The sequence below is a fragment of the Nocardioides sp. NPDC058538 genome (assembly GCF_042719275.1).
GTDB lineage: Bacteria > Actinomycetota > Actinomycetes > Propionibacteriales > Nocardioidaceae > Nocardioides.
In genome coordinates this window covers 265451-279950 of record NZ_JBHXNY010000002.1, presented here as the reverse complement: position 1 = coordinate 279950, position 14500 = coordinate 265451, and the positions used below count along the sequence as shown (strand labels likewise).

At 68.2% G+C, this 14500-nt stretch carries 16 protein-coding genes; 13 read left to right on the top strand and 3 right to left on the bottom strand.

Features of this window, described 5'->3' with window-relative positions; translation table 11 throughout:
• Positions 1-41: 41 nt before the first annotated feature.
• From ACFWQC_RS03320 to ACFWQC_RS03310, 3 genes are all read right to left on the bottom strand, one after another.
• Positions 42-371, bottom strand: a complete 330-nt coding sequence (locus tag ACFWQC_RS03320) for a helix-turn-helix domain-containing protein (protein WP_378673033.1) — start codon at positions 369-371, stop codon at positions 42-44.
• Positions 371-883: a tyrosine-type recombinase/integrase gene (locus tag ACFWQC_RS03315; protein WP_378673031.1), complete on the bottom strand. Its 513-nt coding sequence runs from the start codon at positions 881-883 to the stop codon at positions 371-373. Before ACFWQC_RS03315 ends, ACFWQC_RS03320 begins: the two co-directional genes overlap by 1 nt.
• A gap of 884 nt (positions 884-1767) precedes the next feature.
• Positions 1768-2706 carry an endonuclease/exonuclease/phosphatase family protein gene (locus tag ACFWQC_RS03310; protein WP_378673028.1) on the bottom strand — a complete coding sequence of 313 codons (939 nt, stop codon included), beginning with the start codon at positions 2704-2706 and terminating at the stop codon, positions 1768-1770.
• Between the two features lie 806 nt (positions 2707-3512).
• Here ACFWQC_RS03310 and ACFWQC_RS03305 point away from each other — a divergent pair.
• From ACFWQC_RS03305 to ACFWQC_RS03245, 13 genes are all read left to right on the top strand, one after another.
• Positions 3513-3866 (top strand): hypothetical protein, encoded by a 354-nt coding sequence (locus ACFWQC_RS03305; RefSeq protein ID WP_378673025.1) that lies wholly within the window; start codon positions 3513-3515, stop codon positions 3864-3866.
• Positions 3854-4825 carry a hypothetical protein gene (locus tag ACFWQC_RS03300; protein WP_378673022.1) on the top strand — a complete coding sequence of 324 codons (972 nt, stop codon included), beginning with the start codon at positions 3854-3856 and terminating at the stop codon, positions 4823-4825. The genes ACFWQC_RS03305 and ACFWQC_RS03300 overlap by 13 nt, the downstream gene beginning before the upstream one ends.
• Positions 4826-4852: 27 nt before the next feature.
• Complete coding sequence (locus ACFWQC_RS03295; RefSeq protein ID WP_378673019.1) at positions 4853-5524, top strand: SAF domain-containing protein; 672 nt, start codon at positions 4853-4855, stop codon at positions 5522-5524.
• A complete protein-coding gene (locus ACFWQC_RS03290; RefSeq protein ID WP_378673017.1) occupies positions 5524-6291 on the top strand; it encodes a hypothetical protein in 768 nt (255 codons plus the stop codon). Before ACFWQC_RS03295 ends, ACFWQC_RS03290 begins: the two co-directional genes overlap by 1 nt.
• Complete coding sequence (locus ACFWQC_RS03285) at positions 6288-7796, top strand: CpaF family protein (RefSeq protein WP_378673014.1); 1509 nt, start codon at positions 6288-6290, stop codon at positions 7794-7796. Before ACFWQC_RS03290 ends, ACFWQC_RS03285 begins: the two co-directional genes overlap by 4 nt.
• A complete protein-coding gene (locus ACFWQC_RS03280; RefSeq protein WP_378673011.1) occupies positions 7793-8692 on the top strand; it encodes a type II secretion system F family protein in 900 nt (299 codons plus the stop codon). Before ACFWQC_RS03285 ends, ACFWQC_RS03280 begins: the two co-directional genes overlap by 4 nt.
• Positions 8689-9588: a type II secretion system F family protein gene (locus ACFWQC_RS03275; RefSeq protein ID WP_378673008.1), complete on the top strand. Its 900-nt coding sequence runs from the start codon at positions 8689-8691 to the stop codon at positions 9586-9588. Before ACFWQC_RS03280 ends, ACFWQC_RS03275 begins: the two co-directional genes overlap by 4 nt.
• Positions 9589-9600: 12 nt before the next feature.
• Positions 9601-9789 carry a hypothetical protein gene (locus tag ACFWQC_RS03270; RefSeq protein WP_378673005.1) on the top strand — a complete coding sequence of 63 codons (189 nt, stop codon included), beginning with the start codon at positions 9601-9603 and terminating at the stop codon, positions 9787-9789.
• Between the two features lie 10 nt (positions 9790-9799).
• A complete protein-coding gene (locus ACFWQC_RS03265) occupies positions 9800-10201 on the top strand; it encodes a TadE family protein (RefSeq protein ID WP_378673002.1) in 402 nt (133 codons plus the stop codon).
• Complete coding sequence (locus tag ACFWQC_RS03260; protein WP_378672999.1) at positions 10198-10629, top strand: TadE/TadG family type IV pilus assembly protein; 432 nt, start codon at positions 10198-10200, stop codon at positions 10627-10629. Before ACFWQC_RS03265 ends, ACFWQC_RS03260 begins: the two co-directional genes overlap by 4 nt.
• Positions 10626-11048, top strand: coding sequence for a TadE family protein (locus tag ACFWQC_RS03255; RefSeq protein WP_378672997.1), 423 nt, complete (start codon positions 10626-10628; stop codon positions 11046-11048). Before ACFWQC_RS03260 ends, ACFWQC_RS03255 begins: the two co-directional genes overlap by 4 nt.
• Entirely contained in the window at positions 11045-14077 is a 3033-nt protein-coding gene (locus ACFWQC_RS03250) for a LysM peptidoglycan-binding domain-containing protein (RefSeq protein ID WP_378672994.1), read from the top strand. The genes ACFWQC_RS03255 and ACFWQC_RS03250 overlap by 4 nt, the downstream gene beginning before the upstream one ends.
• 108 nt (positions 14078-14185) lie before the next feature.
• The gene (locus tag ACFWQC_RS03245; RefSeq protein ID WP_378672991.1) at positions 14186-14341 is read left to right on the top strand and encodes a hypothetical protein; all 156 of its coding nucleotides are present in this window, start codon (positions 14186-14188) and stop codon (positions 14339-14341) included.
• Positions 14342-14500: the final 159 nt, after the last annotated feature.

Here is a 14500-nt window from a genome sequence, read left to right as displayed (position 1 = left end):
TGTCACAGATCCAGCAGCCCTCGTTGGCCGGTTGCCTGGGATTACTCACCCGGTCGACGGACCTTGACCCGGACCGGCCTCAGGTCACCGATCCCGGGACCGGCCTCGTTGACCACGGCCGGCCGCACGGCCTCCACTACGCGCATCTCGATGAGATCGTTGGGAGTGCAGTCCAAGATGTCGCACAACGCAGCCAGCAGGTCCATGTTGATCGGCTGCGGCGCCTTGGTCACCACCCGGTGGACCATCTGCCGCGACAGCTCGACCCCGCGCTGATGCAGCGGCTCGACCAGGTCAGTCGTGGCGAACATCCCGCGCTCGGCCATGACCTGGCGAAGGTTCCAGTGCGCCACCATCTTGTTGCCCGCCATCACTCCTCCTCCAGATCTTTCTTCGGATCCTTCCTTGGATCCTCATCGGTTCCCGGCACGGTTGGGTAGACCCGTGCCAGCGCGCTCTGCAGGGTCTTGGTCTTGAAGTCGTTCGACACCGACGTGTAGATCGCCGTGGTCGATGCGTAGGAGTGGCCGACCTGCTCGGTCACGAACCGCTCGGGGTAGCCAAACTCGACCAGGTAGGTGACGTAGGAGTGACGCAAACAATGCAACGTCAGGTCCGCTGGTAGGCCGGCTTCATCGCGTAGCAACGCGAACCTGCGGTCGATCGTCTTGAGCGCCACCCGCTGTCCGCGCTCGGTCAGCCACAGCTCGCCCCGCTGCCCGGGAGCCAGCCGGGGACGGGCCCGTTCGACCCATTGCCGTAGACCGTCGATGACCCAGTCGAACTCCGGGACAGCCAGCACCGCGCGCCGCCGTGGTGCACTGCCCCGGCTCGACTTGCCGTAGCCCACATGCAGCGCGGCATAAGTCCCCCACTGCGGCATCGACGCGTTGGACGCAGATCGGCGACATCGAGGAAACACAGCTCACGGCGACGTAGCCCGAACGCGTAGGCGGTCTGACCATCTGCGCATCACGCAGCGCCGCCAGGGCGCCCTTGCGGCCCGACCTGGCGATCCAGTCGACCCTGACATCGAGGTAGTCGAACAACGTCTGCAACTCATCGTAGTTGAACGGACGTCGCTCGGGCAGGCCCTCGTACTCCACCAGATGCGCGGCCGTGTTGAAGTCGTGACAGACCTGCGATGGGATCTGGTCAAAACGAACCTCGCACTGACGCACCCAGTCATAACGCCCGTCAACCAAGTAGTCGCAAAACAGCTTGAGACTCAGGTGATGACTGCGGATCGTCGACGGCGCCAACCTCCCCTCCCCACTCATCAGCGACATCGTGAAGTCCTCCACATCCCCCCGCAGTCCACATCCACGGATGCGAGCCCGTAAACGCCGCGAACCGGCGCACCAACGCGGCTCGTGCAGCGACCGTCGTACCGCCCAGCAGACACGACCTCTGCTGCCGCTCCCAGCCGACCACCATCGCATCAAACACAGCCGCCGGCTCGTCCAGATACACCACACGGGCGGCCAACGACAGCGGAACGACGCCCGGAACGTCCACCACAGCACCCCCAGGCCGTAAACTTCAATGCGGCAATGACAAGCGCAAGTTAACGTCCCTGGACGGTTCGCCACCCCCATCAGCCACAACGGAGTGTCGCCATCGACGGCACTGGGGAACTCATCCCTCCGCGCCGGAGGATCCCGGTCAACCTGGAGTTGATTCGCTGCACTTTACCTCGATCTGCAAACCGTGTGCTGCTTGAGAGGTTGGGGAGCACCAGCGGCTCCAAGGAGCCTTCCGTACGCCTCAGATGTCAAAGGTGGCGACGACGGGGCGGTGGTCGGAGCCGGCGGCATCTTTGCGGGCACGTGGGTCGTCGGTGACCGAGGCAATCTTGACCGATCCGGTGGTGACCCCCTTGATCCTGCCGGTCAGCGCGCGGCTGACCATGAGGTGGTCGATCAGTTCACGGCGTCCTCGGTAGATACGGCTGAACCGCTCCTCCTCGGGGATCAACGGGGCGACGTTCCACAACCTCATCGCATCGCCCTTGTCGGGGCGGTCATAACCGGGCGTCCCGATCTCGGAGCCACCCGGTCCGAGCAGGATCTGGGTTGTCGCGGCCTGCGGCTCGTCGTTGAGGTCACCGGCGATCACAACAGCTCGCTTCTCACCGTCACCGTCGAGCAACCGGTCGACTCCTGCACGAACAGCGGCGGCCTCAGCGGCACGACGCGCCAGAGCATAGACACCGTAACGAGCACGCTCACCCTCGTCCTTCGAATTGAACCGACCGCCAGGGAATGACAGCAGCTTCGACTTCAAGTGGACCGAGACCACATCGACCTCGACCTTGCCGATCTTGACCCGTGCGCGCAGGCCTGGCCGCCCGACCGCATCGATCGTGGTTCCGTCGTCCTGGACCTGAATCGGCGCAAGGATGTCGGGAAAGTCCGCGAACTGCTCGACATCGGAGAGGGCAGCGGTGGCGATGATGCCGTTGCGGATGCCGCGACCGTCCGGCTCGGCCAACTCGGTATGCCACGCTCCCCCGAGCCGACCGACGAGATCGGCCAGCGCCTCGGGGTCGCCGACCTCCTGCACCGCAAGCACCGACGGATCAAGATCTTTGATGGTCGCCGCGAGAGCGTCCAGCTTGGCGTCGTACTCCTCCATGCCGCTCGGCGCGCCACTGGCGACGTCGGGATGGAAGAGGTTCTCCAGGTTCCAAGTTCCGATACGCATAGCCTCGACACTTCGCGCCACGAGCAGCGACCGGTGAAGAACGACCCGAACTACCCATGAACGCGGTACGACCTTGCCGTAACCACCGTGGCACTGACAGACCGTTCGGGCGGTCCTCGCGACGTCTGAGGTCGGGCGACCGGGTTCGGATGGGACACAGACGACCCAACGCGCAAGAATTTTTCGCAACCCTGCGTGGCGACGGCGCGGGACGCAGGACCTTGGCCATCGACGTACGATTCGCGGGCCTGCTCCCCCAGCTACCTCATGCCAGGGGAGCATGCTGCTGACCTGCGGAAACAGTCTGCTCCCTCAGCGCCTAGCGAGACATAGGTAGCCGAAGCGGGAGGACCCGACTCGCCCTGGCGGAACATGGACCGAGGCGAGCGGTTCGCGACCCATCCTCCCCCTTCAGAGCTGAATTACCCGTTGCGTAAAGAGTAAAGAGGGTGCCTAATAGAACGATGCGCCAATCCAGGCCGCCTGGTCTCGGTGATCGCGCTCGGCCTCGACGAGCCAATACCTGCTCGACGAGGAAGGCATTGTCTGTGACTTACTTACGACGACTCTTCACTGTCACGGCTGGCGTTCTTGCGCTGGTCGCAGTGTCCTCCTGCGCTCAGACGGACGGTCCGAGTACCTCACCGACGACCCCGCCGGCTCAGAGTTCGTCTGAACCGACGAGTGAGCCGACCTCGGACACCGACGCTGCGGCGTCGGCCGCGACCAACACGGTTCTCGACTACTTCGAGACCCTCGACGGTCTGCGCCAAGATCGGGGCCAGAGCCTCGACTCGCTAGCGAAGGTGGCGACGAGCACGCAACTCACCGCAGACCAGCGCCTGGTCGAGAATGAGCGGTCGAAGAAGTTGACGCAGGTCGGCGATACCCGGCTGGCGAAGACGTCGGTGGAGAACGTCAACCTCGACAACTCTGACCCGAAGGCCGGGAACGTCCCGACTGTCACGGTCGACGTGTGCTGGGACGTGAGCGACGCTGACCTGGTCGATGCGAGTGGCAAGTCGGTGGTGAGCCCGAACCGGGCAGACCTCGGCTGGACCCGCTTCATTGTGGCGAACTACCACTTCCGTACCGATCCGTTGACGGGTTGGCGCGTCGCTTCAGGAGAGGACTTGCAGCAGCCGCCATGCAAGGCCTGATCCGAGCGCTCACCTTGGTCTGCCTCACGGCGGGCCTGGTGGCGGTTGGCTACGGGGCCGCGTACGCGGACACGAAGTGCAAGGTGGTCGACCCGCTCACCGGACAGTGCAAGATCTCCATCGAGGTGCCCGGCGAGGGCGACCCCGATGGTGAGCCGGGGAGAACGCAACCTGCCGGTGATGGCGGGCCGAAGGACACCGGTGTCGGCTCACCATGCTACTTCGATCCGTCGAAGCAGGGAGCTCCTGGCAAGGCCGGCCCCGTCCCGTGCCAGAGCCCGTACGGCGCATGGCACAACGGCCACAACTGCTACGTCGAACCGGCGGACCCCCCGCCAGCGGCCGGCGATCCGGCTTGGCAGGGCCATGAACCCGGCGACGGCGGGGTCTACAACTGCTATCAGCCCCAGACGACGCTGCTCACCCAGATCTGGGCCGCAAACCCGCCCGAGGGCGCAGCTGCCGGACCGTCTCCGCGCGAGGTGGCCCAGATGGCAGTGGAGCAGATGAACCTGTCCGCCATCGACATCGGCATCACCCCCGAGCCGGGCCAGAACAGTGTCGGTCTGGTCGGCATGCCGGTCTGGTTGTGGGCGCGACAGCCGGACAGCCACACGTACGGCCCGGCGACGGCCTCGGCATCGGCCGGTGGGATAACGGTGACCGCGACGGCACGGGTCCACGAGATCACCTGGAACATGGGCGACGGCACCACCGTGCGCTGCCGCACCGCCGGGACGCCGTACCAGGCGTCGTACGGGAAGAAGTCGTCGCCGGACTGCGGCCACGTCTACACGTTGAGCTCCTCGAGGACGCTGGGCGGGAAGTACACCGTCACGGCGACCTCGGCCTGGGTGATCACCTGGCAGGGAGCGGGCCAGACCGGGACGATCCGACTGAACGGGCTGAGCCGTTCGGTGCAGATCACAGTCGGGGAAGCGCAGGTGCTCGTGAGGTAGCGAGCGGCGCAGGAGCGGGGATCGAGCATGACGAAGCAGGCCACCGACGACAACCGGTTCACCGGTCGCAACGAATCCACCGCGCCCCGCCTCGTTCCTCCGGTCAAGATCCGGCGCAGACCTGGCCACATCGTCGCCACGATCGCCGCGACGCTGGTCGGCGCCGCCATCGCCTCGTGGGCATGGCTGGGCACGACGTCGAGCGAGGAGGTCGTGGTGGCGCGTACGACGATCCACCAGGGTGATCTGATCGCCGCCGATGACCTGGCCACGACCCGGATCTCACGAGACTCGGCCGTGCGGGTCGTGCCGAGCGCGAGCCTGCACGGGCTGATCGGGAAGAGAGCTGCGCTCGACATCGCCACCGGCGGTCTGCTGACCCCGGCGTCGACCACCCAGGAGGACTGGCCGCCGTCCGGCCGATCGCTCGTCGGGGTGCCGATGACGTTCGGGAAGGCGCCTGGCATCGAGTTCGAGAACGGCGACCTGGTGCGGATCGTCTCCACGCCCGCCGAGGGGGAGGAACCCGCCTCGGGTGCCCCGCTGACCACCGATGCCGAGGTGGTCGGCACGCAGGTCGATGAGGTCTCCGGCGAGACGGTGGTGAACGTGCTGGTGCCGTACGCCGACGCCTCCACTCTCGCGGCACGGGCTGCTTCGGGGGACGTGGCGCTCGTGGTCGACCCGCGGGAGCACTGATGGCCGTCATCGCGCTCGCCTCCGCGTCCGGGTCGCCCGGGGTCACCACGACCACGCTCGGGTTAGCCATAGGCTGGCCGCGCCCAGTGCTGGTGGTGGAGGCCGACCCGACCGGCGGCTCCGCGATCCTGGCCGGCTACCTGCGAGGACGCACCGAGCCCGGCCCCGATCTGGTCGACCTCGTGCTCTCCCCCACCGAGTTGGCCGATGCTCTCCCCCAGGTCGTCCGGTCGATCCCCAACACCCCGGCCTCCTACGTTGCGGGCACCCGTACCCACCAGCAGGCTGCGGCACTGCGCGACCACTGGTCCAACCTCGCCACGGTCTTGGCCAACCTCGAAGAGACCGGCCAGGACGTACTCATCGACGCCGGCCGCCTGGGCTTGTTCGGCTCGCCCGAGCCGCTCCTTGCCGCCGCAGACATCACCCTCCTCGTCATACGCACCGACCTTCCCGCCATATCTGCTGCACGCTCACGGGCCGAGACCGTGTCGCGGCCGGGCGTGGGCTGGCGTCGCTGCGGTCTGGTGCTGGTCGGCGAGGGTAAGCCATACACAGCCCGTGAGGTCTCTCGCGTGCTGGGGATCCCGGTCGTCGCCGAACTCGTCGACGATCCGGTCGCTGCGGCCGTCTTCCATCGGGGAACACCCCGTCCCAAACGGTTCGAGACCGGTGGATACGCCCGGTCCCTCGGCGCCACCATCGAGGCCCTCCATGCCGAAGTCGCTCGCTCCCGGCAGGAACTCGTCAAGGAGGCCGGTCGATGACCGACAGCTGGGAGCCTTACCGCCCCGATATCACCAGCCTGCCGCTGTTCGCGCCGCACCTTCGACCCGTGGACGGCAACGGCAACCCGGCCAACGGTAAACGCCCGACAGCCGGGTCCACAGATCAGCCGCGACCCGTTCACGAGGTCCCGGACATCGATGCCGACGCCGTCGATTGGTCGATCGTCGCGTCCCTGCGTTCGCAGGCATCAGATCAGCTGTCCCGAGCAGTCGCCGCCCAGGCGACCCAGCTGGACCGTCCGGCGCAGGAGGAGCTCGGCCGCGCGGTCATCCTGGACCTGATCGAGGCAACGATGGCCGAGGCAGTCAAGCAAGGTGACCCGTCCTGGTCCCATCCCCGTCAACGTGCCACAGCACGGGCTGTCTTCGACTCGCTGTTCCGGCTCGGCCGGCTGCAGCCGCTCCTCGAGGACGACCGGGTCGAGAACATCATCATCTGCGGTCACGACAACGTCACCCTCGATCTGATCGACGGCGCACAGGTCGATGGCTCGCCGGTCGCCGACTCCGACCAAGACCTCATCGACTTCCTCGTCTTCCTCGGATCTCGCAGTGAGGTCAACGCACGCGGCTTCTCCGAAGCCCAACCCCGGCTCCATCTCCGTCTCGACGACGGTTCCCGCCTCGCGGCCGCGGCCTGGGTGACACCGTGCCCCTCGGTCGTCATCCGACGCCACCGCCTCATGGAGGTCACCCTCGACGACCTCGTACGCCGCCAGATGCTCACACCGGTCGCAGCCTCGTTCCTACGAGCGGCGGTGAAGGCACGCAAGTCGGTCGTCGTCTCCGGCGCACAAGGCGCAGGGAAGACCACCCTGGTCCGGGCGCTGTGCGGCGAGATCGACCCGAGCGAGGCGATCGGTACCTTCGAGACCGAGTACGAGCTCCACCTCCACCAGCTTCCTGAGCGGCACCGGATCGTTCACGCGTGGGAGGCCCGCCCTGGATCCGGTGAGCGCGGACCAGATGGCCGCCAGGCCGGTGAGTTCACGCTCGACGAGGCCCTGATCGACTCGTTCCGGTTCAACCTCTCACGCCAGATCGTCGGCGAGGTCCGCGGCAAGGAGATCTGGGCGATGATCAAGGCGATGGAGTCCGGCACCGGCTCCATCTCCACCACACACGCCTCCGACGCCATCGCCGCGGTCCGCAAGCTCGTCACCTGTGCGATGGAAGCCGGCCAGCACGTCACCCATGACCTGGCGACCTCCAAGCTCGCCGCGACCGTCGACCTGATCGTCCATCTCGACCTGGAGTCGACCGACGGACCAGACGGCTCGCATCGCACCAGACGGGTCGCCGAGATCATCGCGCTCGCACCCGGCGAACGCGAGACCGGGTTCGCCGCCACTCACGTCTTCCGCGGCGACGACAACGGCACCGCGATGCCGCACGTGCTACCCGACGAATACCGCCGCCTGACCAGGCACGGATTCGACCTCTCCGGCTACCTCACCACCCAGGTTCAGGGAGGACTCGAATGAGCCTCCCTCTCCTAGTCATCGCGCTCGGTGGCGCCCTCTTCGCCGGAGGCGTGGGCGCCCTGTTCCGAGAGCTCCGTGGCGTGCCGACCACCGAGGGGCCGCCACGCCGCCACCTCCGGCTGCCGACCATCTCCCGTCGTACGCGCCTGCTCGTCTTGATCGGGCTCGGGGTCGGCATGGTCGGATGGTTGGTGACTGGCTGGCCGCTCGCCATCGTGATCGCGCCGATCGCCACCGTCGGCCTGCCCCACCTACTCTCGGCCCCCGACGCCCGCGAACGCATCGAACGGCTTGAAGCACTCGAGGAGTGGACCCGATCTCTCTCAGGTGTGCTCACCGTCGGCATCGGCCTGGAACAGGCCCTCGTCAACACGCTCCGCTCCACCCCCACCCCAATCAGGGAGGAGGTCGGTCGTCTCGTCGCGAGGCTCCGCGCTCGCTGGGTGACCGAGGAGGCGTTGCGCGCCTTCGCCGAAGATCTCGACGATGCCACCGGCGACCTCGTCGCCGCCAACCTGATCCTCGGGGCCCGCCGTCGAGGCGCCGGCCTCGCCGCCGTCCTCGAAGGGCTGGCCGAGTCGGTCGCAGCCGACGTACGCGCCCGCCGCCAGGTCGAGGCCGACCGCGCCAAGCCACGTGCCACCGCCCGCTGGGTCACCATCATCAGCGTCTCGGTCCTGGTCATCCTCGCCGCCACTGGTTCCTACGTCGCCCCTTACGCCAGCCCGCTGGGGCAGGTCATCCTTGCGCTCCTGCTCACCGCGTACGTCGCCACCCTCGTATGGATGCGGCGCATGGCCGAGGGCCGCAGGATCCCCCGGATCATCGGGCACACGCGCGAGACCACGAGTCCTGAACCGGCAGCCCTCCAGGCGATCCCGGGAGGCCAGGCATGAGCCCCGAGCTGGTCATGGTGATCTTCGCTGGCGGTCTCGTCGGCTTCGGGCTCGCGATGGGCGTTATCTGGTTCACCCCGGCCGTCCCCGACCTCGCCGACGCGCTCAAGCGCCTCTCCGACTCCCCCACTCAGGTCGCCAGCGCAACCACCGGAGCAGCCACCGGCAAGGAGCGCCTCGGCGTCTGGGCGATGCGTGCGCTCCCAGCCAGCCTCTGGATCCGCACCCCCTCCCGCGAACTCGCGCTGCTGCGGATCCCGCTCGCCCGCTTCTACGGCGAGAAGCTGATCTTCGCACTGCTGGGGTTCGTCATCCCGATCGCTCTGGCGACGTTCTTGAGCCTTATCGGGATGCCGCTCCCCGTCCCGGTCCCGGCGCTGGCCTGCGTTGCGCTGGCGGTGGTGATGTTCTTCCTCCCCAACTACAACGCAATCGACGAAGCGAAGAAGGCGCGACTGGAGTTCACCCGCGCTCTCGGTGCCTACGTCGAACTGGTCGCGCTCGAGCGCACTAACGGCGCCGGGGTACGCCAGGCCCTGGAGGCCGCGGCCGAGGTCGGCGACTCGTGGGTATTCACCCGCCTCTCCGAAGAGCTCACCCGATCCAGATGGTCCGGGCTCCCGCCGTGGGACGCCCTGCACACCTTGGCAGGAGAACTCGGCCTCCCCGATCTCGACGACTTCGCCGACATCATGCGCCTCTCCGGAGAGGAAGGAGCAGCGACGTACGCCACCCTCCGCGCCCGATCCGCCGCCATGCGCACCGCGATGCTCAACGACGAGCTCACCGAGGCCAATGCCATCGGCGAGCGCATGTCCATCCCCGGCTCGCTGCTCGGGGTGATCTTCATGGCGATCCTGCTCGCCCCCGCCCTGCTCCGCATGATTCCTGGCTGAAAGGAAACCACCATGCTCCGTCTCTACATCCTGATGACCACCGCCGTCACCGGTCTTCTGCAGCCCCCGAAACCGAAGGACGAGCGCGGCTCGGTCACCATCGAGAACGTCCTGTGGGCAGTCGCAGTGATCGCGATCGTTGCCATCGTCGTCGCCGCCATCCGCGCCTACGTCACCTCCGAATCCGGCAAGCTCCAATAGGTCGCGCCCGATGCCTGAGATGAAGCGCGTACGCGATGAGCGCGGCGCAGCCTCGATCGAGATGGTCGTGCTGCTCCCCGCCCTCTTCGCCGTCGTCTTCCTCGGCATGCAGGCCGCGCTCTACTACCATGCCCGCACTATCGCCATCGCCGCCGCGCAGGAAGGCGCCAGAGCCGCAGCGGCCCAGCACGCCACCTCCGGAGCCGGGGTCGCCGCGGCACGCTCCTACCTCGCCGATGTCGGCGGCGACGCCCTGGAATCCTCCTCGGCCACAGCCCGCCGCACCCCGACGACGGCCGTCGTCACAGTCCGGGGACAGGCCCTGTCGGTGATCCCCGGATGGGCGCCGACGGTCCGGCAGCAGGCCCGAGCCGAGGTCGAACGCGCCACCGCTCCAGGTGATGCCCGATGAGCGCCCGCGTACGCGACGAACGCGGGTCCGCTGCGATCGAGGCCGCCATCGGCCTGCCCGCCTTCGTCCTCTTCGTCGGCATGATCATCGTCGGCGGACGCCTCGCCGTCGCCCACCAGGCCGTCCAGAGCGCCGCAGCCGATGCCGCCCGCGCCGCCTCCATCTCGCGCGACGCAGGCGTCGCCGACTTCGCGGCTCGCCGTGAGGCAGAGACCAGCCTGAGCAACCAGCAGATCCGCTGCCGCAACACCCGAGTCTCCGTCTCCACCGGCGCCTTCCGCGTGCCGGTCGGACAGCCCGCCGAGGTCACGGTCACGGTGTCCTGCCGCCTCGATCTCTCCGACCTGTCCGTGCCGGGCGTTCCCGGATCTCGCGTCGTGCGCGCCACCATGTCCAGCCCGCTCGACACCTGGCGGGAGCGATCATGATCACTCGCCTCAAGGACGAGCACGGCTCCGCCACGGTCTGGATGGCCACAGCAGCATTCGCGATGACTGTCCTCGTCGGCCTCGCTGTCGACCTCGGCGGGCAGGCTCACGCCCAACAGCGTGCTCACGACTTGGCAGCTCAAGCAGCGCGCACCGGGGCCGAGGAGGTCCTGGCCGCGCCGGCCGTCCAAGGCAGGTACGCCCACATCGACGCCTCCGCCGCCGGACGCGCCGCCCGCACCTACCTCCACCAGGCCGGCGCCACCGGCACCGTCCGGGTCCGGGGCAACCAGATCGGCGTACGCGTCACCGACTCCTACACCACCAAATTCCTCACCCTCATCGGCATCAGCAGGGTCCAGGTCCACGGCAAGGCCGACGCCGAGCTCGTACGCACCCTGGGAGGCGATGTCAGATGATCACTCGACTCCGCGGCCTGATCGCCAGCCTCGCCATTCTGGTGTTCATCATCGGCACCCCGCTGGTCCTGCTCCGCCTCAGCGCTATTCCCTCGCTCGAAGGGTTCACCTGGAGCGACCTGCTCCGCCAGGACGACGGCACCCTCGCTCTCCAGGCCATCGCGCTCGCCGCATGGATCGCCTGGGCCTGGTACGCCGTCACAATCCTGATCGAGCTCGTCGCTGTCCTCCGCGGCATCAGGGCACCCCAGTTCCCGGGGCTCCCGCAGGCTTCGGCGAGCCGACTGGTTGGCACAGCAGCCATGCTCTTCCTGGCGGTTCCCGCCGTCGCTCCGACGCTTGCCCCGGCGCGAGCCGCCGCCGCGCCTCCGCTACCGGAGCCGCTCCCGACTCCTGCGACGGCACCCGCTTCGCCCGCACCGACGCCGGTTTTCGAGGATCCCGCGACGGAACGGCCGACCACCGTCGCCTACACCGTCGCGCGCGGCGACAGTCTCTGGAAAATCGCCGAGACGCACCTCGGTGATGGCAACCGCTACCCCGAGATCGTCGACCTCAACCCCGCCGCGCTCGGCGACAACCCTGACTTCCTCACCGTGGGGATCATTCTCCGGCTCCCCGCGCCAGTTCCAGCGCCCGAAGATGACCACACGTACACCGTTGAAGTCGGCGATACCCTCGCCGAGATCGCCGAAGAGGAACTCGACGGTGCCGACCGTTACCCCGAGATCTTCGAGGCTTCCACGAGCACCGTTCAACCCGACGGCGCCCGGCTCACAGACCCGGACCTGATTCGCCCGGGCTGGACGCTCACCATCCCCGCCACCGAGCAGCCAGCACCATCGACCCGGCCCCGAGGCGTCCCACCGCCCACGCAGACAACGCCGCCGACGATCGACCCCAGACCAACTCTCCCGCCTCCGGCCACGGCGACACCAACGCCCGCACCGCCAAGCCACGACTCCACGCCAGATCCGATCGCAGCCGATCACGGCGCTAGCGTCGACGAGGACCCCAACGCCGCGCCCTCCTGGCTGCTCCCCGGACTGTCCGGAGCCGGCGCCATACTCGCCGGCGGCCTCTTCCTCGTCCTACGCCAACACCGCCGCTCCCAGCGCCGCTACCGTCTCCCCGGCCACGAGATCGCCCCGCCCCCCGAGGAACTCCGCCCGATCGAGATGACCCTCCGTCGCGAGGGCATCAAGCCCGCCGAGCTCATCCAGCGTCTCGACCTGCTCCTCCGCATGCTCCCCCAGGGCGAGCAACCACACCTGATCGCCGCCGAACTCGGCTCAGATCTGATCACCCTCCACTTCGCCGAACCGGCCCTGCTCCCCCACCCCTGGACCGGAGACGCGACGACTTGGACAGCGCCCGCGAACGCAGAGACCATCGACACCGGCGAGATCGCCCCGTACCCGCTGCTCGCCTCCATCGGCCACTCCGCCGACGGGCACCTATGGCTGCTCAACCTCGAGGAAGCCGCCGTCACGTCCCTGACCGGGGACCGCGATGGCACCGAAGCTCTGGCCAGCCACCTCGCCGCCGAGTTGGCCGTCACCCCGTGGTCGATGCTCGTGGAGGTTCATACCCACGGCATCGCCGCCGAGCTAGCCGACCTCGACCCGATCCGCATGTATCACCACCCCAGCGCTGACACCGACCACCTCGACCAGTTCGCCGCCGAGCTCGACCCGGCCGGAGCACTTCCCGGCTTCGACCCCGACCGCTATCGCGTCGTACTCACCGTCGAGGACTCCGAACCGATCCGCCGCGTCGCCAAGGCGGTCTCCTCCCACCCCGAACGTTCCGGCGCGGCCGTCGTCATCCTCGACGCACATGCCGACCTCGGAGCCCACACCATCACCGTCACCACGTCCGGAGACCTGACCTTCGCCCACCCTGCCCTCGGTGAGATACGTCTCCGGGCCGCCGGCCTCACCACGGATGAGGCGACCATGTGCGCCGCCATCGTCGAGGCCACCCGGGAAGCACACACCCAGCCCATGCCCGTCGCCGAGCACGCGACCGACGGCATGGAGCCACTCATCGACGCCGCCGGCGCCCTGCGCCTCGAGTACGTCCACGAACGGCCCTCCAACAACCAGCCCGCTGGGGAAACCTCGATCCTCCCCGCTGCCAGCGCGACGTACGTGACGGCCTCCGACACCACTCCCGATGACGTACACCAGCTCGCGCCCACCCTCGACCACGACGTACGCGACCGCGTCCTGGCCACCGACCCGAACCTCGACGAAGACGTCGCCGAGTGGCACTCCGACCGCTGCCGCTTCCCGAAGCTGACACTGCTCGGCCCTGTCCACCTACGAGCACGCGGCAAGGTCCCGACCAAACGCCGCCCCTACCTCGCCGAACTCCTCACCTACCTCCACCTGCACCCCGACGGCGTCACCACGCCCGACTTCCTCGAGACCATCGGCGTCGTCCGAAGCCGCCTGACCGCAGATCTCTCCGCCCTCCGCGCATGGCTCGGCACCAACCCCCGCACCAAGACCGCCCATCTCCCCGGCGCCCTCAAGACCCGCGCCGCCCACCGCCTCGGCTACGCCGCCTACCAAGCCGACGACATCCTCGTCGACCTCGACCTCTTTCGCCGCCTCCGGGCACGTGGCCAGGCCAAAGGCGAGGACGGTATCACCGACCTCGTCGAAGCCCTCCGCCTCGTCACCGGCGAACCCTTCTCCGACCTACGTGAGAAAGGCTGGGCCTGGCTCGCCCAAGGCCAACGCCACGACCAGATCGCCGTCTCCATGATCGTCGACACCGCCCACCTCGTAGTCACCCGAGCCCTCGCCGAACACAACCACGACCTCGCCCGCTTCGCCGCCGAAACCGCGATCGCCGCGGCACCCTTCGACGACGTACCTCACCTCGACTACGCCCGAGTCCTCAAAGCCACCGGACACGACAGACTCGCCGAACAACACCTCGACCAACACATCCACAACCGCGACGACGGCGACGGCCCCGTCGAGCCTCCCTCACGCTCACACCGCGCTGCAGGATAGGGCCTGTCGTATCGCGGGCCGTCCGCTCCATGGCTAAGTGCACCTGGACGCCCACGATGGGATTTCCCACGGGTCTGTCCAGAGGAGCCCACGGTCCCCGCGGAGCTGATGGCCCTCGACAACGTGGTCCTCCTCCCTCACCTGGCCAGCGGCACCGTCGAGAGCCGCGCCGCCATGGAGCAGCTGACCCTCGACAACCTCGACCGCTGGCTCGCCGACGGGACCGTCCTCACTCCAGTGCCGGAGGTCGCTGCCCGAGCCTGACACGGGGAATCGGGACGCGGGAACCCGGAAGGGAGAGGAGCGGGGGGGGGCGCCCCGCCCCGGGGGGGGGGGGGGGGCCCGCGGCTTCCGCCCCCAAACCCGCCTCAGCCCCCAACCCGGGCACACCCCCCCCGACTCGGTCGTCATCAGTGAAACAGC

What these genes read in the sequence shown, in the direction of transcription:
- ACFWQC_RS03260 (WP_378672999.1), top strand. Translation starts at nt 10,198, where the DNA reads ATGAGCGCCCGCGTACGCGACGAACGCGGGTCCGCTGCGATCGAGGCC.
- ACFWQC_RS03280 (WP_378673011.1), top strand. Translation starts at nt 7,793, where the DNA reads ATGAGCCTCCCTCTCCTAGTCATCGCGCTCGGTGGCGCCCTCTTCGCC.
- ACFWQC_RS03245 (WP_378672991.1), top strand. Translation starts at nt 14,186, where the DNA reads ATGGCCCTCGACAACGTGGTCCTCCTCCCTCACCTGGCCAGCGGCACC.
- ACFWQC_RS03265 (WP_378673002.1), top strand. Translation starts at nt 9,800, where the DNA reads ATGCCTGAGATGAAGCGCGTACGCGATGAGCGCGGCGCAGCCTCGATC.
- ACFWQC_RS03320 (WP_378673033.1), bottom strand. Translation starts at nt 371, where the DNA reads ATGGCGGGCAACAAGATGGTGGCGCACTGGAACCTTCGCCAGGTCATG.
- ACFWQC_RS03270 (WP_378673005.1), top strand. Translation starts at nt 9,601, where the DNA reads ATGCTCCGTCTCTACATCCTGATGACCACCGCCGTCACCGGTCTTCTG.
- ACFWQC_RS03290 (WP_378673017.1), top strand. Translation starts at nt 5,524, where the DNA reads ATGGCCGTCATCGCGCTCGCCTCCGCGTCCGGGTCGCCCGGGGTCACC.
- ACFWQC_RS03295 (WP_378673019.1), top strand. Translation starts at nt 4,853, where the DNA reads ATGACGAAGCAGGCCACCGACGACAACCGGTTCACCGGTCGCAACGAA.
- ACFWQC_RS03315 (WP_378673031.1), bottom strand. Translation starts at nt 883, where the DNA reads ATGCCGCAGTGGGGGACTTATGCCGCGCTGCATGTGGGCTACGGCAAG.
- ACFWQC_RS03300 (WP_378673022.1), top strand. Translation starts at nt 3,854, where the DNA reads ATGCAAGGCCTGATCCGAGCGCTCACCTTGGTCTGCCTCACGGCGGGC.
- ACFWQC_RS03275 (WP_378673008.1), top strand. Translation starts at nt 8,689, where the DNA reads ATGAGCCCCGAGCTGGTCATGGTGATCTTCGCTGGCGGTCTCGTCGGC.
- ACFWQC_RS03255 (WP_378672997.1), top strand. Translation starts at nt 10,626, where the DNA reads ATGATCACTCGCCTCAAGGACGAGCACGGCTCCGCCACGGTCTGGATG.
- ACFWQC_RS03285 (WP_378673014.1), top strand. Translation starts at nt 6,288, where the DNA reads ATGACCGACAGCTGGGAGCCTTACCGCCCCGATATCACCAGCCTGCCG.
- ACFWQC_RS03310 (WP_378673028.1), bottom strand. Translation starts at nt 2,706, where the DNA reads ATGCGTATCGGAACTTGGAACCTGGAGAACCTCTTCCATCCCGACGTC.
- ACFWQC_RS03250 (WP_378672994.1), top strand. Translation starts at nt 11,045, where the DNA reads ATGATCACTCGACTCCGCGGCCTGATCGCCAGCCTCGCCATTCTGGTG.